Genomic DNA, 24989 nt, shown 5'->3' on the forward strand with positions numbered 1-24989 from the left:
AGTTGCCCCACCCAAGTCACGACCGACCCACCTATAAAGGCGATCCGCCCGTCACACTTGACAGCCGGTCGAATTGTCGTCGCGCAACCTTGAACTGATCACGGAGTTGGCCTCCCGAAAGCCTAACGAGGGCACAAAAGCGTAGTGCCATTTTGATAATTGTACCATGACGAAAATGTGGTTGTCTTGCAGCCGCACACACGCTTTACCCAAAAAACACGCTTGAAGCTCTGTAAAGTGAGTTCCAGGCGGGCTGCCTCGCTCATTGGTCGCACTTGCAAAGTGATGTAGCTATGCGAAACCCTAAATTGTCCTATTGCATTTTCAGAAATGAACGGCTAGATTTCACGGCGGATTAGGTCATTGACGATCGGCGTCACTTACCTGGCAGAAAGCCCGAGGTGGTCTCACGAAGATAGGCCGATCGTTTCATGCAAGAATCCCAGCCAAACACGGTCAACGGGAACACAGGGGAGAATATCAAATGAGCTTTCGGATAAACCGCAGACGTTTCATGCAATCGACCTCTTCCGCTCTGGCGTTCGGAGCGTTGTCTTCCGTATCTGGTCGGGCTTCGGCGCAATCGCCGGGCGAGGTGCGGGTGATGGTGGGCGGCGGCGATTGGGGAAAAGCCAATATCGAGGCCTATGTAAAGCCGTTCGAGGCCGAAACCGGCATCAAGGTTCAGACAATCACCGACGATATTCTGCTCGCCCAGATGGAGCTAATGGCGCAAACAAAAAATGTGACTGTCGACGTTGTTGTTATCGGCATAGGCGACATTGGCGCCGCAGCTCGCAAAGATCTCGTCGAAAAAATTGATTATTCAATCTATAAGAAGGACGAACTTGACGGTATCTCGGCCGCATTTAAGCACCCGTATGCGGTTGCCTCCTCAGTTTATTCGTTCAATATGGTATACAATACAAAGACATTTCCGTCGAATAAGCCAAGGCCGACCTCCTGGTCAGAGTTCTGGGACACGGAGAAGTTCCCTGGGCTGAGGGTGATGCGGTCGGGGGATTCCGGCGAAGGGCCTTGGGAGGAGGCGTTGCTGGCTGACGGCGTTCCTGCTGATAAGCTGTACCCGCTCGACATAGACCGCGTTTTCGCGAGCCTGGATAAGATAAAGCCTCATGTGCGAAAGTGGTGGGCGGCAGGATCAGAGATTCAGCAGATACTGCACGACGGGGCCGCAGATGTTGCCCATTCGTTCGATGGCCGGGCACAGTTGCTGATTGATCAGGGGGCGCCTGTAGAGATCAATCGAAATCAAGCTAAGCTAACTTTTGATTATTGGGTGATTTCAAAAGGCAGTCCGAATGCTGCGAATGCCCAGAAGTTTCTTGAGTTTGCTACCCGGGCCAAGAACCAGGCAAAATTCTCACAACTCTTTGCCCTCGGTCCGAGCAATCTAAATGCGTTTAAACTCATTCCCGAAGACATCGCTCGCAAGCTTGCGAGCCACCCTGACTATAAGGCCAATAGCATCCCCCGCAATGCACAGTGGTATAGTGAGGTTGGTACGGACGGCCTGACTAATCAGCAGCGATTTGCAGAACGCTGGAAGGAGTGGTCGCTTTAGCGCCACGCACGGTATACTCGCAAGGCGGCCTATTGCCGCCTTGCGCCCTTTTTTGTCCGTATGGAGCCACAATGTCGGTTCATAAACAGCGTGTGCCATTAGCGTTCGCTCCGACCACCGTCGGACCGGACAGCGATCTGCTTGCACCGCCGCAGATCGAATTTCGCGACGTCACCAAATTGTATGGGAAGGTCACCGCAGTCAGGGATATGTCATTAACGGTTCGCCGCGGCGAGTTCTTGACTATTCTTGGCCCGAGCGGTTCGGGCAAAACCACAGCGTTGATGCTGCTCGCGGGCTTTGAGGCGCCAACCAGTGGCGACGTTCTGATTGGGGGGCGGTCGGTCGCCGCAGTGCCGTCCTATCGACGCGATCAGGGGATCGTCTTCCAGAGCTACGCGCTGTTTCCGCACCTAACAGTGCGAAGGAACCTTGAATTTCCGCTCGAAATGCGAGGTATCAAGACCGCCGACAGGGCCTTACGGGTCGAGCGCATGCTGGAACGCGTGCATCTCGCGGATCTTGGCGGCCGCATGCCCTCCCAACTGAGCGGGGGCCAACAGCAGCGCGTGGCCCTTGCCCGCGCGTTGATAGCCGATCCGCCCTTTTTGCTGCTCGACGAACCGCTCGGCGCGCTCGATCGCAATCTACGCGAGCAAATGCAGATCGAGATGAAGAGTCTCCACAAGGAGTTTGGCATCACCACCCTCTGCGTCACCCACGATCAAGAAGAGGCGCTGACTCTTTCCGATCGCATCGTCGTCATGCGCGCCGGTCAGATCGAGCAGATCGACACGCCGGAGACTCTCTACGACAAACCTCGGACGCGTTTCGTCGCAAACTTTCTCGGAGAAGCCAATATCCTTGAGATCCCGGAGCTGGAGATTGATGCCCTGCAGCGTGGGGGGAGTGTAGCGATGATACGACCGGAACGTATATGCATTGCCGCCCCTTCGGCAAAGAAGCGCTCCGACTCGGACCGGCGCCAGTTCGTTACTGGTATCGTCGATGACATGATTTTTGCCGGTCCGGTGCGCAGGTACCACGTGCGGGTCGCGCGTAGCGTGGTCATTGTTCGGGAACATGTAGCAGCGGACCAGGAGGTCTTTCAGCACGGGGACGAGGTGCGGCTGGACTGGTTGCGGTCCGACGTCCGTTTCGTCGCGTTGTAAGTGCTGAGAAGTCAGGGCTGATGAAAACAATTCAAATGTTTGGGCGAAATCCCATATGGCTGATCGTGCCGGCTCTGGCTGTCCTGCTGGTCATCTTCTCCGTACCTCTCGTTCAGCTCTTCCTCACCAGTCTCAATGTGCCGGCTTTCTCGCTAGCCAACTATCAGGCTTTTTTTGGCCGACCAGCCTATGTTCGCGTGCTGTTCCAAACCGTCGAGATAAGCGTAGTGGCTACGGCTATCTGCCTCATGATCGGCTACCCCATGGCCTATCTGATAGTGGCCGGCTCAAAGCAACTGCGCATGACGCTGATTGCACTCGTAATCATCCCCTATCTAACCAGCGGATTGGTCCGCACCTATGCATGGATAGCGATCCTCGGCGATCGCGGTCTGATCAACAACCTGTTCCTCAGCCTTGGCATTATCTCAAGTCCACTTCCGCTCATATATAACCGTGGCGCGGTTTACGTCGGCATGGTGCATATCATGCTACCCATGATGATACTCCCGCTGATCAGCAGCATGATCGGTGTTGACAAGTCACTTGTAGCAGCAGCGCGCAGCATGGGAGCAACACCGTTAACTGCCTTCCGCCGTGTTTTCCTGCCACTGACCCTGCCGGGCATTCGCAGTGGCTGTCTGCTAGTCTTCGTTATTTGTCTGGGCTTTTACATCACTCCAGCCGCGCTTGGCGGTTTGGGTGACGCAATGTTGTCAAACTTTATTTCATCACAGATGGCGACATCCTTTAACTTTGCTCCGGCTGCGACTGCCTCATTTATCCTCCTGGCTGTAGCCGCAGTGGTCCTATCCTTTGTTGGACTCGATCTTTCCGGCGCACAGAGCTTAGGCGCCCAGCCAGGGTGGAAGTCCTATTTTGTTCGACTCCCCGTATTCGATAGCCCGAAGCGATACTTTGACAGGATAGGCACTCAACGCCGAGCTTCCCAATGGAGAGCCGGACTGTATCGTTCAGAAAGTCCTAATCGTCTCGCAAAGATCGCTGGCTGGGTATTCGTAATACTTGTCTTGTCTTACCTTCTTTTCCCAGAAATTCTCGTTGTAGTTATGTCGTTCGGCGCTGGGAGTTTCCTAGAATTTCCACCATCAGGGCTGTCTCTTCAGTGGTATAGAAATTTCTTCGGCGACCCTTCTTGGAACGGCGCCGCGTTGATAAGCATCCAAATCGGCATTTTCGTTGCGGTCTTTGCGACGTTCGTAGGGACGATAGCAGCATATGGACTCAGCCGCGTACAACCGCGTGCACGCGGTTTGCTCAACATGGTCATTCTCACCCCGATTACCATCCCAGTTATCGTGGTCGGCATCGCAACTTATCTTGGGCTCTCAGATTTTGGGCTGATCGGTTCAAAGGCAGGCATTGTCTTAGCGCACAGTCTTGGCGCCATTAGCTACGTTGTAGTGATCGTATCGGCGACACTTGCAAACTTTGACAGACGGCTAGAGCAGGCTGCGATGAGCATGCGCGCGGGGCCCGCGCAAACCTTTTGGCGGGTAACACTGCCACTAATAAGGCCAGGAATTATCGGTGGCGCCTTTTTTGCGTTCCTACACTCCTTCGATGAGGTAGTGATCTCGTCATTGGTTAGCGGGTTCGCGATCCGAACGCTTCCGCTGAAGATGTGGGAGAACATTCGGAATCAGATTGATCCAACTATCGCAGCAGTGGCGTCATTATTGATGCTCCTCCCAATTCTTTGGTTGGTTATTCTGTATTTCGCGTGGTGGCGAGCACAGCCGAGAGCGCGCTCGGTGGACCAAACGATGGCCGCAAATCCTGGTGACGCATGACTTCAACGCCCACAACAGTCCTGGCTTCTGGTATTCCATTTCCCAAGTCGGAATATGATCGTCGGCAAACAGAAGTGCTTGAGGCGGTTGAGAGAGCCGAACTCGACGCGCTGTTGATCACCGCCCACAGTCATCTCCAATATCTTACCGGATATGACGGGAAGGGTGGGTATTTCAGGCCGTTTCCTCTGATACTTGTGCCGGGACGGACACCGACATTTGTGGTTCGCGAGTACGACGAGCAGTCAGTCCATGCATACAGCTGCATCGACGAAATCGTCCCGTATACCCATCAGTCAGACTTCGCCAAGGTATGTGGAGAGGTGTTAAGCCGGTATGGATTGCAAAACAAAGCGATCGGATTTGAGCTTGGCTGCTGGGGTCTCGCGCCAGCCGATTTGAGCGCCATTGAAGCGCAGCTTCCAGGTATCAGGATTGCCGACGCGACTCGAATTGTCCCGTCGATTTCGGCCGTGAAAAGCGAGCTGGAACTTGAGGCGATGCGTGATTCTATGACCATGACGGATCGTGCAATCGTCACGTTTCAGAATTCATTGAAGGAGGGCATAACCGAAACCGAAGTCGCTGCCGCCATCCGTGATGAGGTGGAAAGATGCGGCGGTGAGGGAGTTTTGCTCAACTCGTTGAACTTTGGAGAGCGGACGAAATTGCCGCACGGAGAGCCGCGGCGTCATGCGATCCGAAACGATGAGCCTGCGACGGTTGAAGTCGGCGGGATCAGAAAGGGGTATGTGGCGGGGGTGTTTCGTAGTGCCGTCCTTGGCCACAACGCCGGGACCGAATCGCTCCACTGTTTGGCGGAGGAGGTGCTTGAAGCAGCAATTGCTGCCATCAAGCCCGGTGTAACAGCGGGAGAGGTGAACGCGGCGGCGCGAAAGGTGATCGACCGCGACGGACGTCCTAGGGTCCTTCGAAACCGCACTGGCTATCAAACCGGGATCAATTGGTCGGACCGTGGCGCGCTGAGTCTCGAGCCCGAAGCGTCGGATATTCTCAAACCCGGAATGACCCTGCACGTTCTAGTGATTTTGTACAGCGAAAGCGGGTACATGGTCGGGACCAGCGAGCAAATTCTTGTCACGGATCGCGGCGCCGATATCATGAGCAGCACACCGCATACTCTGTTTCGCGCATGATCTTCTGGCAACAACCTACGTCCAGCGGTGACGCCTTGAGGCGCTCATTCACTCTCGATAGAAAGAAGTGATTATGGCAGCGCGCCAGCGTTCTCTCGGAATTATGTGCATCGAATGGGTTGGGCCAGATGGTAGCCCGCCTCCAGTTGTATCCGGCTCGATGCTGAATCCAGCAACCTATGACTTCCCGATAATCAAGGAAACGATTCGTGGAGCTTGGGCAGCTGATGTTGTTCGTGGCAATCCGGCACTTGAGCCGGCCTATATCAAAGCTGCCCAGCGCCTTGTTGAAAGAGGCGCTGTCGCAATAACCTCGGACTGTGGTTTTTCGATCCGCCATCAAACTGCTGTGGCCAATTCGGTGAACGTTCCTGTCGCGACGTCAAGCCTGCTCCTGGTGCCAGCCTTGCTCCGTCAATTGTCGTCGTCTTCTAAGTTGGCCATCCTAACCGCCGACTCAAGGGTCTGCGGCATCGAGTTGCTTGGCGTTGACGATCCGGTGCAACGGTCAAAGTTAGTCATCGGCGGGGTCGAAGGAGGAAAGTTGTTGCAGAACGAGATGAGGCGCCCGCCGATGCCTACCGACGTTGCCGATATCGAGGCCGACGTCGCCGGATGCATCGCACGGCTCCGCGCCGAGCATCCAGAAATTGCTGCGATCCTCTTTGAATGCACAGGCTTTCCAACCGTAACTCAAACGATGCGTCGTACAACAAAGCTGCCGATCTACGACGTCGTTGATCTCTGCAAAATGATGATGGGATCAATCGGCTGAGAGTGCTCGGCTACTACGGTCAATGGCGACGCCTCTGCCCTCGATAGTCCGCTCAAGCTCGTGCGGAGTGCGGGGCTATGATCATAACGCTACGCGCAGAGTGGTACTAGCGCAGATCGCGCCGGTCTGCCGGCCCTACAGGGCGAGGTCCCAAGCGCCGCTCAAGTGCCGAAAGGCTGTCGTTTCCATCCTCGCTGCCCGCTGGCCTTCGATCGCTGTAAGCAAGAGGAGCCGCCGGCCATCGAAGTCGGGCCGCAGCACACGTCTGCATGCTGGCTCGCGCAGTGAAGCCCCACGGTCTTGCTGCGACGGCTGCTTTGCCAGGCGCCGAACGCGATTCGACCGAAAGATAGTGGAAATCTCATTCGCCGTGCCTCGGTTTTCACGTTATCCCCTGGAGGAACATTGATGTACCACCTTTACCATCCGGTTAGTGCTGCCACTTGCTGCTGGCCATCTCGCGCGGGGCATTACGAGGGTGAATCTATTTGCGTTTCCGATCGCGCCCCTAGGCACATGGCGTACCTCACTAATTTTTTGGCCTATCTGAGGGCAGTATGATGGGAGACAATCGCCTGCAACCGCCACTTCCCCGTGCAGAGCCACGGATCAGGGTGCTTCATGACGACGTCACGGTGGATTGGTATGGCTGGCTCCGCGACCGGAAGAATCCCGATGTCCGCGCGTACCTGGAGGCCGAGAATAGCTACGCGGAGCAAGCGACAGCTCACCTGACAGATCTCAAGGCGGAGCTCATCACCGAGATCGAAGGGCGCCAGAGTAGCGAGGGCGTTCAGCCAGCGTTGCAAGTTGGACCTTTCGAGTATTTCCAAAGACCCGAGCCGGGCCTTCCACATCCGAAGTGGTGGCGGCGGCCTGTAGCCGGGGAACCGGCCGAGATTGTTTTCGATCCCAACGCGCTTGCAGGGGCCGAGGTCTTCTATAGGCTCGGTGTTTTCGAGCCGAGCGACGACGGGCGTTACGTGGCGTTTAGCTTTGATCTCATCGGCAACGAGCGCTACGCGTTGACAGTGAGGGATATGGCCAACGGCCGTGACGTTAGGTGCGGCTCGGGTAGCCCCGGGCGGGTTGTCTGGGCCGCTGACAATCAAACGCTCTTTTTCACACGGGAGCGGACTGACCGGCGGCATCACGATCAGATTGTTCGCCTGGACGTCGAGGTCGGACACTACGAGGTGGTGTTCGAGGAGGCCAACGAGCGACTGGGGGTGCTGGTTCGGCGCTCAGATAGCGGCGCCTGGTTGTTTCTCGACGTAGTTGCGACCTCGGACGAGTGCCCTCCCGTGCAGCGCGGCGCTGCAGAGGTGTGGTGTCTTCCTAGCGACGAACCGCGGGGCAGGTGGCGCCGGATCGTGTCGCGTGAATTCGGGCATAAGATCTATGCCGAGCATTTGGGTGACAGGTTCCTGTTTCGGGTAGACGACACTGGACCGTACTTGCGGCTCGTGAGTGCGCCGATAGATGATCCCTCACCGTCGTCTTGGGAGCAGGTCGTTCCGCATCGAGCGGGTGTGACGCTGGAGGAGGTCCACGTGCTCGAACAGCATATGGTTCTCCTGGAGCGAGACGGCCTTTGTCCTCGCCTGGTCTCGCGGAACGGCAGCGGGCGGGTTGACGCTACGATCGTTCCTGACGAGCCCAGTTGCGCCCTGAGGGTCGGCCTGTCGGCAGGTGGTCACTATTCGGTCGCACGGCATCCGTTCCGAAGCTCGAAGTTGACCTACTCGGTCAGTTCGTTTGTTACACCAGACACCGTCGTTCAGCATGATCTCGCCAACCAGCGATCGGCATTCCTATATCAGGCCCGCGTCCCGGGGTATGACGCAGCTCAGTACGCGGCGACCGTCGTCATGGCGGAGGCGGAAGACGGGGTGCAAATCCCGATCTCGGTGGTCGCGCGCCGCGATCGAGCGAGCCCTGGGCCGGTGTTATTGAATGTGTACGGCTGTTACGGAATATCGAGATGGCCCTCGTTCTTTGCGTGGCCCTCGTTTATGACCGCGCGGTTGAGCCTGCTCGATCGCGGAGTTGCTTTCGGCATCGTGCACGTCCGAGGGGGCGGCGAGTTCGGACGCCCCTGGTATGAGGCGGCTACCCGCGATCGAAAGCGTGTTACCCACACGGATCTGATCGCCGCTGCCGAGGGGCTCATAGAGCGGGGGTACGCCACCCATGATGGCATCATAATTGAGGGATCGAGCGCTGGCGGGGGTACCGTGCTTGCCACGGCCGCTTCGCGGCCCGACTTGTTCCGGGCCGTGCTCGCCCAGGTTCCGCTCGCCGACATCCTGGATACCGAGCTGGACTTCACAATGCCGTCTGCGCTAGTTGAAACGGTGGAGTACGGAGATCCCCACATCGTCCACGAGTATCGGTACCTGCGCAGCTACGATCCGTATTACAACCTCAGTGCCGAACGCCCGCTTCCGCCGACGTACATCGACACTGCACTCGATGATCCCCAGGTGCTCTTTTATCAGCCCGCTCGCTACGTGGCGCAGCGTCGGTCCTGCGCGGCCGATCGCGACCCCGAGCTTGTCTTCCGCACGCGTACAGTGGGCGGCCACAGCGGCGTTTCACATGGGCGTGGAGTAGCGGAGGAAGCAGCATTTCGTATGGCCTGGGTTATCGACCAGCTCCGACACCGGAGCTGCTGAGAGGGGTGCGCCGCTAGGCTGTTGCCAGACGCGGAGCTTGTCGTCGGTTCATTATGCCGGCGCACGGCCCTCCGTGTGGTGCTGCTGGGGAACAGAGGAGATCGCACTGGACCCACAGCGGGGAAGAAGTCCTTCTTGTAGATCTGGCATGGGAAAAGATAGTTGTCGAAGTCATAAGCTAGCCACCAATAGAGCGACTTTGGTCGAAAATGCTCGACGTCCCTATGCGGCCTTTGGCGCTTTTCGGTCCAGGCAATCTGGTGCCCGCTGGCGATCTGAAAGCCCAGAGCTATTTCACTTCTTGTGTTCATGATTTGTGCTTAGAAAGTCGCATAATTTGCGTAGAATGGTGTGCCGTCCAGAATTATCTGTCGTCGGCGTCCAGAATTATTTGTCGTCAGCTGTACTGCTAAGTGGCTCATATCCCACTGCTTTCGCTCGAATAGGTTACCAATGCCCTTCGATCACAAGGTTACCATTGTGCCCCAACGACAATTAATTTCGAACTGGCGCTAAGGCGCTGATTCATTGAGACAATTGCGACCATTCATTAGGCGCATTCGTAACCCACCAGCGACAGGTTTGGTAACCCTCAACGAACGACTACCGCTCACACTCGGCGGACGCTGAAGCCCGCAGATTCCCGTCCGCGGCGGCGGCTCGACACATAGGTGATTGATCGTTTTCGCGATGGGCCCGGCCTCTCCGAAGTCCGGATTAATTCCGGACAACGACAGTTAATTCCGCACGCCACAATGGCGCCCTCGTTGGTCAACCCGCTAACCGTCGACAACGGATTGGTCAACCCAACACGGATTGGTAAACCGGAGCAACCCTATCGACCAAGGTCCAGCTCTGCGCTTTTACTCTTTCACTGTCGCCACTAAGAAGGGATTCGAGCGACACCAGCGTCCGCCCGCCTAGCATGACACGTGTCGGTCACGATGCAACTCGACACCGTTTGACTGGACACGCACATACCGCACACGATCTTTCAAGGCCGGCATAATTTCAGACAGATACACATAATTCTGGACGGCACACTGGAACCGGCCGGAAACCACGGGGATGTTCGACGTGCATTTCCCACACATCATTGCCGTGACCTCGCAGAAACCACACGCCTTCACATCCATCCCATCAGCAGCTACAGAATAAGCGTTGCTTTCCGGTGGCGGCGATATGGCCATGCGACCAAACGTGACACTGTGGCGCGTCCCTCAAGCGTCGAGCGAGGTTGACTTACCAGATCCGCCGCTCACGAGTTCTCCGAGTTGGAGCGGGTATCTGGATCTGGATTAACAGGCTATACCCGGTTACGAGCCGCTTGAGCCAGCACAGTGACAGGGTCGGGAAGAGAACCTCGGCCTTCGATCACGACTGCTTGGCGATCGCGTCCTGCTCATCGAAATACCGCAGCAGGTTCATGCCGCCGCGCACGATATCGCGTTCGATCGCCTTACGCGCCGCTTTCCTGTTGCGGGCACGGAAGGCTTTGATCAGCGTCTCATGCTCCTCGGCGCCGATGTAGTCGTTCTCGGCCTGCTGATAATACACGTTGAGGATCGGCCCCATCGATACCCACAGGCTTTCGATCTGCCCGATCAGCATGTCCATCTTGGATAGGCGGTAGACGCCGAAGTGGAATTCGCGATTGGCTCGGCGAGCCCGTTCGGCATCGCCGGATGTTTCGCCGACCACGAAATCACGATGGATCTCGACAAGCCTTTCGATATCCGAGTCCGAAACATGCTCGACGGCAAGTTCGGCCGCTAGTCCCTCGAGCGCGATACGAATGAGCCGGACTTGCCAGTAGCGCGACCGGGTCAGCTCGGGAACCGTGACGAAACGCCCCGACCGCAGTTCCAGTGCCTGCTCGCTGACGAGCCTGAAACAGGCCTCTCGCACAGGCGTGACGCTGGTGCCCAGCCGTTGCGCCAGATCCTGCATCAGCAGCCTGTCGCCTGGCCGGAAATTGCCCGCGATTAGGGCCTCGCGCAGCGAAATGTAGGTTCTCGCCGACAGGCTACCTTGTTCGACTGGCTGCATTGTGTTCATCAATCACCGCCACAATTTATTGGCCGCGCCGAATCGGCAACGGACAAAAGCACGAGAAGTTCTTATATCCTATAAGTCCTGTTGCAACATGCGCTTAAGCGCGCCTTGGTGCGGGCGAAGACATGCGGCGCGTCGAGCCTGCAGCACGGGCTGAGCGGTCCGCCGGGCATCGCCGCGCTTGTGCGCTCGATGAGTGACGGTGTTGTCCTGATTGACCATCTAAGAATCCGTGCTTCGCGGTGATGGTCCGTCGGCTCAGCCGAGCGCTTCGAGGACGATGGCTTCGATTCCCGCCGCGTCCAGCCGGTAGTGCTTGTAAAGATGCGTCGGCGGCGCGATCAGGCTGTATTCGTCACGGATGCCATGGCGTATCAGCCGCGCCGGGCTGCCTGCCTCAGCCAGGATTTCCGCCACGGCGCCGCCCAGACCGCCCAGGATATTGTGTTCCTCGATCGTTAGAATGAAGCGGGAGTGAGCCGCCGCCGCCAGCACAGCCTTTGTATCCAGCGGCTTGATCGTATGCATGTCGATCAGCCCGACGGACTTGCCAGCCCCGCGCAGCGTGCGGTAGGCCTCCCTCGAGGGATGCACCATCGAACCACAGGCGATGATGGTGAGGTCGGATCCTTCGCCATGAACGATCGCCTTGCCGAACTGGAAGTTGACGCCGTCTTCATAGACCACCGGTTCCTGGCCGCGGCCGATGCGAAAGTAGATAGGCTGGGCATGGTTGACGGACGCCTTGACGGCGGCCGCCAATTGCGGACCGTCGGCTGGCGCGATCACAGTGAGGTCGGCGATGCTTCGCATGATGGCGAGATCTTCCGTCGCATGATGGGAAGTGCCGTAGAAGCCGAGTGAAATGCCGGCATGATGACCAATAAGCCGCACGGGCAGGGCCGAATAGGCGACGTCGGTCCTGATCTGCTCGCAGCACAGCAGCGCCAGGAAGGAGGCGAACGTGGCGACGAATGGCATGGCGCCTGTGCTGGCCATGCCGGCGGCAGCCGAAACCATGTTCTGTTCTGAAATGCCAAACTGCGTGAAGCGTTCGGGAAAGCGCCGCGCGAACCGCGCCAGGCCGTTCGAATATTGCAGGTCGGCCGTGCCCACCAGGACCGGATGGCCCTCTTCGACCAGTTCGATGAGCGCGTCGGCCAGGTAGCTCAGGCCAGGCGCGCGCGCGTTGATCTGGCGGTACTGCCAGGAGTTGGGATCGATCGGGCCGTTCATTGTGTTTTGCCTCCACGCTTGATCTCTGCGGCGGCCAAGGCCTCGTCCGATGGCGCCAGATAGCCCAGATGCCAGCCGGGTTCGGTTTCCATGTAGCCAACGCCCTTGCCTTTGGAGGTTTTGGCGATGACGCAAACGGGCTGGGTGCGTGATGTCTCGGCCTTCAACCCTCGCATCAGCGTCGCGAGCGCGACGACGTCGTGCCCGTCGACCTCGTGCACCTGCCAGCCGAACGCCGCCCATTTGTCCGCCAACGGCTCTATACCGATGATGTCGTCGACCTGTCCGTCGAGCTGGTATCCGTTGCGGTCGACGATGGCGATCAGGTTGCCGGCCTTATGATGGGCCGCTGACAGCGCCGCTTCCCAAACCTGGCCCTCTTGCATCTCGCCGTCGCCGAGCAGGACATAGACGGTGAATTGCCGGTTGGCCGCGCGGCCGCCAAGCACCATACCGAGACCGCCCGAGAGGGCATGGCCGATCGAGCCGGAGCTGAAGTCGACGCCGGGGACCTTACGCATGTCGGGATGATCACCGAGGGGGTTACCCAAACGGGTGTAGCCATCGAGGACATCCTTGGAGAAAAACCCCCAGTCGACGAGCAGCGGGTAGAGGCCGACTGCTGCGTGTCCCTTGCCCATTAGGAAGCGGTCGCGGTCTGGCCATCGCGGGTCGCCGCGCTTGAGCCGCATCGCATCGTAGTAGAGCGCGGCGAATATCTCCGCGCAGGAAAACACCGACGAATAGTGGCCAACCTTGGCGATCTGGATAAGGCGCAGCGTCTCGAGCCGTACGAACTCTGCTCTGTCTCGCAATAGGGCGATCTGCTCCGCGTTCGGTTGTAAGGCGATGTTTGAAGGGGGGTGTGGGTTGGGCATTAAGCGCGACTCTCAGGATCATTTTGCTCGACAACTTATAAGATATAAGATATTTATCGCTCACGCAACTGGCCCATCTGGTCGCGAAGGAGAATTTGATGAAGAACGAATTGCGGGTGCTGGACATGGCCAGGCACTTTCATTCCCAGACCGATCCGCGTCTGCATGAGGATCATGGTCCGCTGACGATCGTGGCCGGCGAGGGCGCGACCGTCATCGATGATGCCGGCAACCGCTATATCGAGGGGATGGGCGGACTTTGGTGTGCCTCGCTTGGCTTCAGCGACAGTCGGTTGGCTGACGCGGCTGACCGCCAGATGCGCAAACTGGCCGTCTACCACACCTTCAACCACCGTTCGAACGAGCCTAGCGTCGAACTCGTCGAACAGCTTGCCGCGTTGGCGCCATTCGACGATGCGCGCGTTTTTTTGGTCGGCTCCGGTTCGGAAGCCAATGACACGATGGTCAAACTCGCCTGGTACTACCAAGCCGCGCGGGGGCGTCCCGAGAAACGCAAGATCATCAGCAGGTTTGGCGCCTTCCACGGCAGTACGATCATGGGCGCGGCGCTGAGTGGCCTGCCGCACATGCATAAGTCCTTCAATCTGCCGCCGCTTCCCATCATATTCGCGGCGCGACCGTTCCACTACCTTGATGGTCGGCCGGCCGAGGCGGAGCGTGACTACGCCACGCGCTTGGCCCAAGAACTTGAAACCCTGATTCTCGCGGAGGGGCCTGAGACCATCGCCGCGATGATCGCCGAGCCGGTCATGGGTGCCGGCGGCGTGCTGGTGCCACCGGAGGACTATTTTCCAAAGATCCAAGCAGTACTGCGCAAATACGACGTCCTCATGCTGTCCGACGAGGTGGTCTGCGGCTTCGGACGCACCGGGAACTGGTTCGGTAGCCAGACATTTGGCATGGAACCGGACATGCTCTCGATCGCCAAGGGGCTTTCATCCGGTCACCTGCCCATTGGCGGCGTAATCGTCTCCGACAAGGTCTACCAATGCGTCGCCGACGAGGCCCACAAGGTCGGCGTGTTCGGCCACGGTTTCACCTATTCCGGTCATCCGGTAACAGCGGCCGTCGCCGCCGAGGCGATCAAGATCTACCGCGAGATCGATCTCGTGAGCCAGGCGCGTCGTCTCGGTGACCACCTGCATGGAGCGCTCGCCGACGCGCTCGACGGTCATACGCTGGTCGGCGAGGTTCGCGGCCGCGGCTTTATCGCGGGGATTCAGATCGTCGAGGATCGCGCCACCCGTCGCGCCTTCGCGCCGGAGCTGCGAGTTGGGGCCGATGTCGAGCGGCGGTGCCGCGAGCACGGTGTCATGATCCGCAACATGGGGGACGTGCTCGCGATTTGCCCGCCCTACGTCATTACCCCCAATGAGATAGACGCCCTGGTGGACGGCATCCGCGCAGCGCTTGATGAGACCGCGGCGGCGCATCCGCGGGCCGACCACTGGGATGAGGCCGCTGGCCGATCAGGCGCTTGCCGACACGGTGGCTAGCCAGTTCACCGCCCCCCAAAAAAGGGAGATTCCCCGCATGCCGTCTGATCGCTACGTCGAATTCGACAAGGTCGAGAAGAGCTATGACGGCCACCACGCCGTGGTCGAGAGCCACGGCGAGTCCCTGACCCTGCTCAAATCGCAAGTGAGCCAATCATGAGCGGTTTCGCTTACAAGGATGTTGGCGAGATGAGGGTCTATCCGCTCTATTGCGGCGGTGACATGACCGACTGGGCGATCTTCGACCCGTTCGACACGCGCGTTGGCACCAAGGTATTCAACCCGTATTTCATTTACGTGGTCACCCACCCAGACGGCAACGTTCTGTTCGACAGTGGTCCGCATCCCGATCTGCGCACCGACCCGCATTCCCGACTGGGTGCCGCAGCCGACGCTTTCCAGGTGGTGATGACCGAACATGATTGGCTGGTGCCGAGGCTGGCAACTCTCAGCTTGGCACCCTCCGACATCTCCCATGTCGTCCAGTCGCATCTGCACTTCGACCACGCGGGCGGTCTGGAATGGCTGACGCGCGCGAAGGTCTATGTTCAGCGCGAGGAACTTGCCTTCGCCAGGCACCCGCCACGCTATCAGCGGGGGATCTTTGTCGAGAAGGACTTCAATCACCCTATTCAATGGATCGAACTCGACGGCGAGTGCGATATCTTCGGTGATGGGCTGCTGCGGATTATCCCGACACCGGGGCACACCAGAGGCCACCAGTCGCTGCTGGTGAGGCTTCGCTCGCAACCAGTGTTCCTACTGGGCGACGCCACCTATCTGGTTTCCAAGATGAGGACGCGCTCCGTCCCGGCGGTTGCCTGGAGCCCGGATGCATTCATGTCAACATGGGATACCGTCGAGACGATCGAGCAGACAGTGGACGCAAGACTCGTCGCCACTCACGAACTCGACTTCGAGACATCCGTACCGATGGCACCCCAGGCTTGGTTTGCATAGCTGGGCTTTGGTGCAGGCTCCTGCATCAATGACCGTTTGTGCCACTACGCATCGATATTCCGATCTGGCGATCGTGCCACCTTCACCGGCCCTCGCTAGAAGACAAGATTCCGGTTCATGACTGATGCCGCCGACTTGCTCCGTCTCGAAGGAAAGGTCGAAAAAACAGCATGGTCGCGGTTAATGAAGGGCTGATCACCACGCCGGCGACCCGTCGCGTGAGGCATCATTAAAATAGCTTGCTTCTTATATCTTATAAGCTATAAGCTTATATTGTCGTGTCATTGGGATGGAGGCTCCGGAATGCAAAGCCGGCCGTGCGCCGTCGGAACCTGGGTGTGTGTCTCCCGATGAAGACATTGGAAAGCACTGCGCCGCAGTAGGCAGGAAATTGTGCCATTCGCGTTTCATCAAAGCAGGAGGATAGAATGGATAGGTGGACTCTTAATCGCCGCGCCGTCATGAAGGCAATGCTAGCTGGCTCAGCCGCGTCTTGGATTATTCGTTCAACGGCGTTTGCCGCCTCGTCGTGCGGCGATCACATCGTGCGGATCGGCGCAGTCTCAGCGCCCGACACCATGAACCCATTTGCCACTTGGAGTTCGTTCTGGCCGACGGTCTTCACATATGACTTTCTGGTCGGCGTGGACGCCCAGCGCCATCCCGATCGGAAGGGATTTGCCAAGGAGTGGTCAGTTGCTGACGACAATCTCACTTGGACCTTCAAGATCTGGCCCGGCATGAAGTGGTCGGATGGCCAACCTGCTACGGCCAGGGACGCGGCGTTTACCTATAACTATTTGCGCGGTTCCATAGGCAAGCCCGACGAACTGAACGTTGGCTGGAATAATACGAGCGGTTTGGAAAACGTCGAATCCATCAAGGCGGTCGATGACGAGACTTTGCATATTGTGACTAAGGCTCCAACCCGCTGGCCAATCGACAATTATATAATGATGGTCCCTGAGCACATCTGGAAGGATGTCTCCTACGCAGATGCGCGCGGCACCTTTCAAAACAAGCCGCCGCTGGTGGGCACGGGTCCGATGATCGTTGCAGAGTTCCAGCAGGGCCAGTTTGCTCGGTTAACACCGAACTCGTACTTTCGTACGGGGCAACCGGGACTGGCTGGATTGATCCTCCACATCTTCGATACAGCCGATCCCATCGCTCAAGGTCTAAAGAGTGGCAGCCTTGACTATGGCGTCAGCCTGACGGCCGCCCAGTGGGCCGACCTCTCGAAGGGTCCCGACATCGTAGTCGGAGAATCGCGCGTTGAGCAGCGAAACTTTCTAGCCTTCAACACTCTCTCCGGAAACGGAGCGGGCAGCACAAAGGCGCTGCAGGATCCGGCGTTTCGCGATGCGATCGGCTACGCGATCGACCAGAAGACCATTGTCGATCGCGCCTTCCGCGGGCACGCCGATCCCGGCATTGGACTGGCCATGCCGGTGGCGCCAGATTACTATTCAGAGATGAGCGACATCAAGCGCCACTTCGATCTCGCTGAAGCCGGCCGGCGGCTTGATGCCGCAGGGTACAGGGACACGAACGGCGACGGCGTCCGGGAGGACAAGGAAGGAAACAGCTTCCAGCTCGAGCTGATAACCGGAACCGTTTCCGGTACTCTCGAGATACCGATCGCCGCCGTGCAGCTCGTCGCAGGCTGGTTGGGACAAATCGGCATTCCCGTATCGGTGACCCAGCTCGACTCCGGCGCGCTCGGGGCCCGCACGGCAGCCCCAACGAACAGCGGCGGACGCTGGGATCTGGCCGTTGTTGCGGATTGGGCGTCGCCGTCGGCTCACAGTGTGCTCAGGCTGGGCAACGCCAAGCTCATTGGGTCAGGCAACATTTCCTACTGGAAGAATGAAAAGTTCGATGCGCTCCTATCGGAGGTCGACGTCACCGCTGATCTCAAGAAGACGCAGGAGCTTGTCGATCAGGCGTCGCGCCTCATTTACACCGACGCGCCCTATATCCTTCTCTGTTACCCCTTCGTGCTGGAAGCCCGTCGGAAGGATTGCTTCGAAGGTTGGGGAACGCACGACATCATGTCGCAGTGGAGCTACTTTCCGTTCGATCACTTGAGGCCGGTCTAAGATGGTTGCCAGTGGGCAGCGAGGGGCGAGCCGGCGCGTTGCTAGCATCTTCCTCAGGGCGGTCGTGACGCTTCTGATGGTAGCAGTCCTGAACTTCGTCCTTTTCAGGGTCATTCCGGGCGACCCCGCCCGGCTTCTGCTCGGCGGGGCACGCACTAGCGTGACAGCCGAGCAGATGGAGGCGCAGCGCCAGAACTGGGGCCTTGATCGGCCGCTGTTCCCGGACCAGGTGGTCGACTACCTGTCGGCGACTCTCCATGGCGATTTTGGCTACAGCTTCAAGTTCAGGGGCAGGCATGTCGCTGACGTGATCTTGGAGCGCTTGCCGGCCACCATTGCCCTCGTCGGCCTAGCCCAATTCATCGCCATCCTGTGCGGTGTCATGCTTGGGCTATATGCGGGTTGGCGCAGAGGAGGAGCTGTCGACCATATCGCCACGGGAGCTTCCCTGGCGCTCTATTCTACGCCCGCGTTCTGGCTGGGCATGCTCCTGGTGGTGATCTTCAGCACGGCATTGGGTTGGTTTCCGGGCTATGGTGCACATTCGCCTGGCGCTGTCAGCGGTTCCCTAGATTGGTTGCTCGATTACTTGCGCCATCTCGCGCTTCCAGTCACCGCGGTAGCGCTTGGGCTAATCGGCCAATACGTCGTGGTCGCACGTGCCGCAATGAGTGACGTCGTCACCGAAGACTACATGGTAACCGCGCGGGCCAAAGGGCTGACTGGCGGACAGATGCTGATGCGCCACGCATTTCGCAATGCAATGCTGCCGGTCGTAACCCTGATTGCCCTTAATCTTGGCTACGTGGTCGCTGGTGCTATCACCGTCGAGGCCGTATTCGCCTGGCCCGGCATCGGCGGGCTGACGGTGGAGGCGCTTAACGCACGGGACTATCCTGTCCTTCAAGGCATATTCCTGTTGCTTGGTGCGTCGATCGTTGTCGCGAACCTCGTAGCAGATCTTGCCTACGGCCTCCTCGACCCAAGAGTTCGGTAATGAGCGAAAGTATTGTTCAATATTCCCCCCGAGGCCGGGCGCGAGCGATAAAAAACTTTCTGCGTCAATTTCTCAGCTACGGCGGCGCTCAGGTGGGCCTCGTATGTCTGGTTTTCTTTGTTGTGGTGGCAGCCGTCCCAAATATCCTTGCAGGGCCGCTCCAGACTGCGATCAATGCAACCGGCGATTTCCTCGTACCTCCATCAGGCGAGCATCTGCTGGGGACGGACGAGGTGGGGCGAGACGTGCTCAATCTGGTCGTCCATGGTGCCCGGATCTCGCTCACGATCGCGCTGCTGGCGACTGTAATCAGCCTCGTCGTCGGGACTACGATTGGTATGACGGCTGGCTACTATGGTGGCAGCGTTGACGTCTGGCTGATGCGTCTGACGGACTTCTTTTTTGTTATGCCGTCCTTCGTGCTGGCACTGGTCATCACCCCCGTGGTTCTCGAGGTTATGGGGCGGGGCAGAGAAATCCTCGGTTTCCGGCCTTCTCTCTTTGTGATCCTTGTCGTTATCGGCATGACAAGTTGGGCCTTCGTTGCCCGCGTCGTTCGCAGTCAGACATTGTCGCTTAAGGAGCGAACATTCATTGATCGCGCACGCGTTGCGGGCAGCGGTAATCTCAGCATCATGTTGCGGCACATCCTACCCAATCTCGTGCCGCAAATCGCGGCCAACGGCGCTCTCGTGGTCGCCGGCGCAATCTATGTCGAGACGTCGCTGTCGTTTCTCGGGCTTGGCGATCCCTTGCAGCCTTCATGGGGTACTTTGCTTTCGCAGGCTCAGCGCGCCGGCGCGGCAAGTGCTGGAGCCTGGTGGTACCTCGGCGCCCCGGGGGTGTGCGTGCTTTCGGTTTCCCTGAGCTTCGTCCTGATCGGCAATGCCCTCGACGACACATTCAATCCAAGGCGGAGGGTTATTCCATGACAAACTCCTCCCAGGAAAAGCCTCCGCTTCTCGTCGTCAAAGGCCTCTCTGTTGACTATGGGCTCAAGGGCGTTTCATCGCGTGCGATCGACCGCGTGAGCTTCTCGCTCAGGGCCGGAGAGGCCGTTGGCCTCGTCGGAGAATCGGGCAGCGGGAAGACCACGACCGCAATGGCGATTGCTGGCCTGCTATCACCCAACGCGCGGGTCAGCGAGGGCGAGGTACGCTATCGCGGAGAGCGACTGCCGATAGATGACGATGCGGCGATGCGGCCACATCGCTGGAGCGAAACGTCCGTTGTCTTCCAGGGCGCGATGAATGCGCTCAACCCCGTACACCGCATCATCAAGCAGATCGCCGAGCCGTGTATGCTGAAGCTCGGCATGTCGCGAGGCGAGGCGACTGCGCGTGCACGAGAACTGCTCGAGCTCGTCGGCATTCCGGCGGATCGCGGCGCCGCCTATCCTCACGAGTTGTCGGGCGGTATGCGTCAAAGGGTGATGATTGCCATGGCGCTGGCATGTCGCCCCTCGATCGTGATTGGCGATGAGCCGACCACGGCGCTGGACGTCATTACCCAGGCTCAGATCCTCAAACTGCTCGGGGAGTTGCGATCGCAGCTCAATCTTGCCTTGATCTTGATCACCCATGATCTTTCCGTGGTGGCTGAGTCCTGTGATCGCGTGATGATCATGTATTCGGGCCGCATCGTTGAGGACGGAACAGTTGCTGAGATCTTCGCCCAACCTAAGCACCCGTACACCAGACTGCTGATCGACTCGATCCCGAACCCGGCGAACGGCAAAAAGATGATCCGGCCAATACCGGGTGATCCGCCCAACCTGGTGAATCGACCCTCAGGCTGCGCCTTCCATCCACGTTGCCCGTCGGCCATGGGCGTTTGTGCGACCGAAGTCCCCAGCCTCGACAAGGTCGGCCGGGGACGCGTCGCCTGTCACCTTCACCGGACCTCGCAAGAAGACAAGGTTGCAGTCCATGCCTGACACCGCCGAAATCCTGCGCCTTGAGAGCCTGCAGGTCCATTTTCCTGTCGAGGGTGGGCTGTTCGACCGTGTCCTCGGCCGACCTGGCGGCACCGTACGCGCAGTTGACGGCATCGACCTCAACATCGGACGCGGTGAGATCGTCGCCCTGGTCGGGGAATCTGGAAGTGGCAAGACGACGGTCGGCCGCGTCATCACCAAGCTCGCCCAGCCGACTGGCGGCAGAATGTTGTTCGAAGGCCGCGACATGACGTCGGTTCAAGGCGCCTCGGCCCTGCGTCCTTACCGACATCGCGTGCAGATGATATTCCAGGACGCGTATCAGGCTCTCAACCCGCGACACACCGTGTTCGATATTGTGGCAGAGCCATTGCGGTCACTGCGGCTCGTTGAAAATAACACCCAACTTACCGCGAGGGTGGGCGAAGCCCTTGCGGCCGCGGGGCTCAATCCTCCCGGGGACTTTCTCGCTCGCTTCCCGCACGAGCTTTCTGGGGGGCAGCGCCAGCGGGTCGTGATTGCCGGAGCACTTGCCGTTAGGCCGGAGCTTATCGTTGCTGACGAACCTGTCTCGATGCTCGATGTCTCGATACGCGCACAGATTCTTCAGGTCCTGGTTGATCTGCGCGACAAGCACAATATGGCGCTGCTGTTCATCACCCACGACTTGCCGCTCGCGTGGTTGATCGCCGACAGGATTGCGGTCTTGTACCTTGGGAAATTGGTCGAGATCGGCAGCGCCGACGACATCACATTCAACCCCCGCCACCCCTATACCGTCGCGTTGCGCAACGCGACCCCGCAGATTGGCGGCAACGCAGGTCGCACCGAGCTGCCGGCCCTGCAGGGCGAGGTCCCAAGCGCCGCTCGAGTGCCGAAAGGCTGTCGTTTCCATCCTCGCTGCCCGCTGGCCTTCGATCGCTGTAAGCAAGAGGAGCCGCCGGCCATCGAAGTCGGGCCGCAGCACATGTCTGCATGCTGGTTGGCGAAGTGAAAGTCGACTGTTTGCACGGCCGTGATGCCGCGCGCCGAACGCGGCGCTGCCGAAAGATATTTGTCTCAACGGCTTTTCTCGTTATCCGTTGGAGGAACATTGATGCATCAATTTGACCAATCGGTGAGTGCTACCGCGTGCTACCGGCTTCCTCGTGCGGCGCATTACGATGGTGATGCTATCTGCGGTTCTCATTGCGCCCCTTGGCCCATGACGTACCTCGCCGATCTTGTGGCCTCTCTGATGGCAATATAATGGGAGAGCAGCGCCTGCAACCGCCGCTTCCCCGTGCCGAGCCTAGGATCAGGGTGCTTCATGACGACGTCACGACGGATTGGTATGGCTTCCTCCGCGACAGGGAGAATCCCGATGTCCGCGCGTATCTGGAAGCGGAGAACAGCTACGCGGAGCAAGCGACAGCTCACCTGGCAGATCTCAAGGTCGAGCTCATCACCGAGATCGAGGGGCGCCAGCCTCGCGAGGGCGCCCCGCCAGCGTTGCAAGTTGGACCTTTCGAGTATTTCCAAAGACCCGAGCCGGGCCTTCCACATCCGAAGTGGTGGCGGCGGCCGGTAGCCGGAGACCCGGCCGAGCTTGTATTCGATCCCAACGCGCTTGCAGGAGCCGAGGTCTTCTACCGGCTCGGTGTTTTCGAGCCGAGTGACGACGGGCGTTACGTGGCCTTCAGCTTCGATGTCATCGGTGACGAGAACTACGAGCTTAGGGTGCGGGACATGGAGACCGGCCGAGAAGTCTGGCGGGGCTCGAGGCAGGCTGTGATGGTAGCTTGGGCCGCGGATGGTCATACCCTGTTTTTCACGCGGGAGCGATCTGACCTGCGGCGACAATCTCATGAGCTTATCCGCCTGGACGTCGCAGCTGCGAACACTGAGGTGGTGTTCGAGGAGGCGGACGAGCGACTGAACCTGGGGATAAGGCGCTCTGATAGCGGCGCCTGGCTGTTTCTGGATGTAAAGGGCGTTCATCGAGGCGCCGTGGAGGTGTGGTGCCTTCCCGCCGACCAACCGGGCGTTGCGTGGCGTCGTTTATTGACGCGTGAATTTGGCCATCAGGTCGTTGCCGAGCACTGGCAAGACAAGTTCCTGTTCCTCGTCGATGACACCGGACCGTATTGGCGGCTCGTGCGTGCGTCGATTGACGACCCGTCACCCTCGCGCTGGGAAGAGGTCATACCGCATCGGAACGGTGTGATGCTCGAGGAGGTCCACTTGCTCGAACACCACCTAGTTCTCCTGGAGCGAGTCGGCCTCCGTCCTCGCCTGGTCTCGCGCGACGAAAGCGGGCGGATCGAGACGACAATCGTTCTGGATGAACCGAGTTGCACAGTAGGGGTGGGCGTGTCGGCCAGTGGTCACTACTCGGTCGCACGGCATCCGGTCCGAAGCTCGACATTGACCTACTCGGTTAGCTCATTTGTGACGCCCGACACCTTCCTCGAGCATGATCTCGCCGACGACCGCTCGGCAGTCCTGTGCCAGGCCCGCATTCCCGGGTATGACGCGGCTCAATATGTGGCGACGGTCTTCATGGTGGAGGCGGAAGACGGGGTGCAGGTCCCAATCTCGTTGGTCGCGCGGCGCGATCGAACGAGCCTCGGGCCGGTGTTATTGAACGTGTACGGCTGCTACGGAGTATCGAGATGGCCCTCGTTCTTCGCGTGGCCCTCATTCATGACCGCGCGGTTGAGCCTGCTCGACCGAGGTGTCGCTTTCGGCATCGTGCACGTACGAGGGGGCGGCGAGTTCGGTCGCCCATGGCACGAGGCGGCTACTCGTGATCGAAAGCGCCTTACCTACACAGATTTGATCGCTGCTGCGGAAGGGCTCGTTCAGCGGGGCTTCGCCACCCGCGATGGCATTATCATTGAGGGACAGAGCGGCGGCGGTGGTACCGTGCTCGCCGCCGCGGCCTTGCGGCCCGATTTATTCCGCGCCGTACTCGCCCAGGTCCCGGTCGCCGACATCCTAGATACCGAGCTTGACTTCACCATGCCGTACGCGCTGCAGGAAACGGCTGAATACGGCGATCCCCACATCGCCCACGATTATAGGTACCTACGCAGCTACGACCCGTACTACAACCTCAACGCTGATCGGCCACTTCCGCCAACATACGTTGACGCGGCGCTGCATGATGGTCAGGTGCTCTACTACCAGCCCGCCCGCTACGTGGCGCAGCGTCGGTCCGTCGCGAGCGACCGAGATCCTGAGCTTGTCTTCCGGACACGCATGGTGGGGGGTCACAGCGGCCCTTCACATGGGCCTGGCAGAGCCGAGGATTCCGCATTTCGAATGGCCTGGGTTCTCGACCAGCTCCGACACCCAAGCGACTAGGGAATCAGTCGTAGATCCTAGCCGACTAGGCTTACAAGGGGAAATATGTACATAGCGGCTCAGTTGGCAAAGACTTCAAACTACTCGATAGTTGAGAACGTGAGTCGTAGGGAGCTATCTCGATAGCGGGAATTAAACAAAATAGATGCGTTGAATCGGCTGCATCTTTTGGATCTCATCTGGTGGGGCCTTGCGGCCAATCATCAGCTTTCGAAAAATCGTTGTGGCCTTCGCCCCGAGCATCTCAGCTGTATGTGGCGATGGAATTGGCTGCGCACCGCTGCCGCTGAGGTCGGCGGCAAGCGTTTCGCGTCCTGCTCGACCAAGCTGCCATGATTATGGTCATGGTGTCCACTGTTCATGTCAGAGATTGCCAAACACGCTCTTCACCGCATCCGCGGTCTTGGCCACGACGATGTCGGCTTCCTCGCGGGTCAGGCAGAGCGGCGGGGCGAAGCCGAGAATGTCGCCCTGTGGCATGGCGCGGCCGATGACGCCGCTCGCTGCAAGCGCCGTCGCCACCTGCGGTCCGATCTTCTGCGAGGCGTCGAAGAACACCCGGTCGTCCCTGTCGGCGACGAACTCGACCGCCGCCAGCATGCCGTCGCCGCGCACATCGCCGACATTCCTGTGACCGCCGACGGCCTTGGCCAGCTCGGCGCGGAAATAGGCGCCGGTCTCGCGGGCATTTGCCACCAGGTCCATCTCGTCGATCAGTTCGAGATTGGCAACGCCTGCTGCAACGCAGATCGGATGCGCCGAATAGGTCCAGCCATGGC

19 protein-coding genes and 1 pseudogene are annotated in these 24989 nt (G+C 59.1%); 16 read left to right on the top strand and 4 right to left on the bottom strand.

Annotated features, from left to right (window positions below):
* Positions 1-484 precede the first annotated feature (484 nt).
* From AC1D10_RS32785 to AC1D10_RS32815, 7 genes and pseudogenes are all read left to right on the top strand, one after another.
* A complete protein-coding gene (locus AC1D10_RS32785; RefSeq protein WP_477279025.1) occupies positions 485-1585 on the top strand; it encodes an ABC transporter substrate-binding protein in 1101 nt (366 codons plus the stop codon).
* Positions 1586-1656: 71 nt separating this feature from the next.
* Positions 1657-2757, top strand: a complete 1101-nt coding sequence (locus AC1D10_RS32790) for an ABC transporter ATP-binding protein (protein WP_477279027.1) — start codon at positions 1657-1659, stop codon at positions 2755-2757.
* A 20-nt stretch (positions 2758-2777) separates the two neighbouring features.
* Positions 2778-4571, top strand: coding sequence for an ABC transporter permease subunit (locus AC1D10_RS32795; protein WP_477279029.1), 1794 nt, complete (start codon positions 2778-2780; stop codon positions 4569-4571).
* Positions 4568-5728, top strand: coding sequence for a M24 family metallopeptidase (locus AC1D10_RS32800; RefSeq protein WP_477279031.1), 1161 nt, complete (start codon positions 4568-4570; stop codon positions 5726-5728). The genes AC1D10_RS32795 and AC1D10_RS32800 overlap by 4 nt, the downstream gene beginning before the upstream one ends.
* 73 nt (positions 5729-5801) lie before the next feature.
* Positions 5802-6503 carry an aspartate/glutamate racemase family protein gene (locus tag AC1D10_RS32805; protein ID WP_477279033.1) on the top strand — a complete coding sequence of 234 codons (702 nt, stop codon included), beginning with the start codon at positions 5802-5804 and terminating at the stop codon, positions 6501-6503.
* 123 nt (positions 6504-6626) lie between these two features.
* A pseudogene (locus AC1D10_RS32810) lies at positions 6627-6791 on the top strand (oligopeptide/dipeptide ABC transporter ATP-binding protein); the annotation flags it as partial.
* A gap of 269 nt (positions 6792-7060) precedes the next feature.
* A complete protein-coding gene (locus AC1D10_RS32815) occupies positions 7061-9181 on the top strand; it encodes a prolyl oligopeptidase family serine peptidase (protein WP_477279035.1) in 2121 nt (706 codons plus the stop codon).
* Between the two features lie 1374 nt (positions 9182-10555).
* Here AC1D10_RS32815 and AC1D10_RS32820 read toward each other — a convergent pair.
* The 3 genes from AC1D10_RS32820 to AC1D10_RS32830 all read right to left on the bottom strand — a co-directional run bounded on the left by AC1D10_RS32820 (position 10556) and on the right by AC1D10_RS32830 (position 13287).
* A complete protein-coding gene (locus AC1D10_RS32820; protein ID WP_477279037.1) occupies positions 10556-11239 on the bottom strand; it encodes a GntR family transcriptional regulator in 684 nt (227 codons plus the stop codon).
* A gap of 255 nt (positions 11240-11494) precedes the next feature.
* Positions 11495-12472: a transketolase family protein gene (locus AC1D10_RS32825; protein WP_477279039.1), complete on the bottom strand. Its 978-nt coding sequence runs from the start codon at positions 12470-12472 to the stop codon at positions 11495-11497.
* A complete protein-coding gene (locus AC1D10_RS32830) occupies positions 12469-13287 on the bottom strand; it encodes a transketolase (RefSeq protein ID WP_477279041.1) in 819 nt (272 codons plus the stop codon). Before AC1D10_RS32830 ends, AC1D10_RS32825 begins: the two co-directional genes overlap by 4 nt.
* Positions 13288-13448: 161 nt before the next feature.
* On the opposite strand from AC1D10_RS32830, the gene AC1D10_RS32835 reads away from it, so the two are divergent.
* The 9 genes from AC1D10_RS32835 (at position 13449) to AC1D10_RS32875 (ending at position 24210) form a co-directional block, all read left to right on the top strand.
* Positions 13449-14867, top strand: coding sequence for an aminotransferase (locus AC1D10_RS32835; RefSeq protein ID WP_477279043.1), 1419 nt, complete (start codon positions 13449-13451; stop codon positions 14865-14867).
* Between the two features lie 37 nt (positions 14868-14904).
* The gene (locus tag AC1D10_RS32840; RefSeq protein WP_477279045.1) at positions 14905-15027 is read left to right on the top strand and encodes a hypothetical protein; all 123 of its coding nucleotides are present in this window, start codon (positions 14905-14907) and stop codon (positions 15025-15027) included.
* Complete coding sequence (locus AC1D10_RS32845; protein WP_477279047.1) at positions 15024-15827, top strand: N-acyl homoserine lactonase family protein; 804 nt, start codon at positions 15024-15026, stop codon at positions 15825-15827. The genes AC1D10_RS32840 and AC1D10_RS32845 overlap by 4 nt, the downstream gene beginning before the upstream one ends.
* Before the next feature lie 428 nt (positions 15828-16255).
* Complete coding sequence (locus AC1D10_RS32850; protein ID WP_477279049.1) at positions 16256-17929, top strand: peptide ABC transporter substrate-binding protein; 1674 nt, start codon at positions 16256-16258, stop codon at positions 17927-17929.
* A gap of 1 nt (position 17930) precedes the next feature.
* Positions 17931-18926 carry an ABC transporter permease gene (locus tag AC1D10_RS32855; protein ID WP_477279051.1) on the top strand — a complete coding sequence of 332 codons (996 nt, stop codon included), beginning with the start codon at positions 17931-17933 and terminating at the stop codon, positions 18924-18926.
* Positions 18926-19858: an ABC transporter permease gene (locus tag AC1D10_RS32860; protein WP_477279053.1), complete on the top strand. Its 933-nt coding sequence runs from the start codon at positions 18926-18928 to the stop codon at positions 19856-19858. The genes AC1D10_RS32855 and AC1D10_RS32860 overlap by 1 nt, the downstream gene beginning before the upstream one ends.
* Entirely contained in the window at positions 19855-20862 is a 1008-nt protein-coding gene (locus tag AC1D10_RS32865; RefSeq protein ID WP_477279055.1) for an ABC transporter ATP-binding protein, read from the top strand. Before AC1D10_RS32860 ends, AC1D10_RS32865 begins: the two co-directional genes overlap by 4 nt.
* The gene (locus tag AC1D10_RS32870) at positions 20855-21856 is read left to right on the top strand and encodes an ABC transporter ATP-binding protein (protein WP_477279057.1); all 1002 of its coding nucleotides are present in this window, start codon (positions 20855-20857) and stop codon (positions 21854-21856) included. Before AC1D10_RS32865 ends, AC1D10_RS32870 begins: the two co-directional genes overlap by 8 nt.
* Before the next feature lie 254 nt (positions 21857-22110).
* A complete protein-coding gene (locus tag AC1D10_RS32875; RefSeq protein ID WP_477279059.1) occupies positions 22111-24210 on the top strand; it encodes a prolyl oligopeptidase family serine peptidase in 2100 nt (699 codons plus the stop codon).
* Positions 24211-24573: 363 nt separating this feature from the next.
* Here AC1D10_RS32875 and AC1D10_RS32880 read toward each other — a convergent pair.
* The coding region (locus AC1D10_RS32880; RefSeq protein WP_477279061.1) for an aminotransferase class III-fold pyridoxal phosphate-dependent enzyme at positions 24574-24989 on the bottom strand (416 nt) is incomplete at its 5' end.

The organism is Mesorhizobium sp. P2_A8 (assembly GCF_056404935.1).

Excerpts from the sequence above, each read along its gene's own strand:
- AC1D10_RS32820 (WP_477279037.1), bottom strand. The coding sequence starts at position 11,239 with ATGAACACAATGCAGCCAGTCGAACAAGGTAGCCTGTCGGCGAGAACC.
- AC1D10_RS32845 (WP_477279047.1), top strand. The coding sequence starts at position 15,024 with ATGAGCGGTTTCGCTTACAAGGATGTTGGCGAGATGAGGGTCTATCCG.
- AC1D10_RS32865 (WP_477279055.1), top strand. The coding sequence starts at position 19,855 with ATGACAAACTCCTCCCAGGAAAAGCCTCCGCTTCTCGTCGTCAAAGGC.
- AC1D10_RS32790 (WP_477279027.1), top strand. The coding sequence starts at position 1,657 with ATGTCGGTTCATAAACAGCGTGTGCCATTAGCGTTCGCTCCGACCACC.
- AC1D10_RS32815 (WP_477279035.1), top strand. The coding sequence starts at position 7,061 with ATGATGGGAGACAATCGCCTGCAACCGCCACTTCCCCGTGCAGAGCCA.
- AC1D10_RS32835 (WP_477279043.1), top strand. The coding sequence starts at position 13,449 with ATGAAGAACGAATTGCGGGTGCTGGACATGGCCAGGCACTTTCATTCC.
- AC1D10_RS32840 (WP_477279045.1), top strand. The coding sequence starts at position 14,905 with ATGCCGTCTGATCGCTACGTCGAATTCGACAAGGTCGAGAAGAGCTAT.
- AC1D10_RS32795 (WP_477279029.1), top strand. The coding sequence starts at position 2,778 with ATGAAAACAATTCAAATGTTTGGGCGAAATCCCATATGGCTGATCGTG.
- AC1D10_RS32800 (WP_477279031.1), top strand. The coding sequence starts at position 4,568 with ATGACTTCAACGCCCACAACAGTCCTGGCTTCTGGTATTCCATTTCCC.
- AC1D10_RS32805 (WP_477279033.1), top strand. The coding sequence starts at position 5,802 with ATGGCAGCGCGCCAGCGTTCTCTCGGAATTATGTGCATCGAATGGGTT.
- AC1D10_RS32850 (WP_477279049.1), top strand. The coding sequence starts at position 16,256 with ATGGATAGGTGGACTCTTAATCGCCGCGCCGTCATGAAGGCAATGCTA.
- AC1D10_RS32875 (WP_477279059.1), top strand. The coding sequence starts at position 22,111 with ATGGGAGAGCAGCGCCTGCAACCGCCGCTTCCCCGTGCCGAGCCTAGG.
- AC1D10_RS32860 (WP_477279053.1), top strand. The coding sequence starts at position 18,926 with ATGAGCGAAAGTATTGTTCAATATTCCCCCCGAGGCCGGGCGCGAGCG.
- AC1D10_RS32785 (WP_477279025.1), top strand. The coding sequence starts at position 485 with ATGAGCTTTCGGATAAACCGCAGACGTTTCATGCAATCGACCTCTTCC.
- AC1D10_RS32870 (WP_477279057.1), top strand. The coding sequence starts at position 20,855 with ATGCCTGACACCGCCGAAATCCTGCGCCTTGAGAGCCTGCAGGTCCAT.
- AC1D10_RS32855 (WP_477279051.1), top strand. The coding sequence starts at position 17,931 with ATGGTTGCCAGTGGGCAGCGAGGGGCGAGCCGGCGCGTTGCTAGCATC.
- AC1D10_RS32825 (WP_477279039.1), bottom strand. The coding sequence starts at position 12,472 with ATGAACGGCCCGATCGATCCCAACTCCTGGCAGTACCGCCAGATCAAC.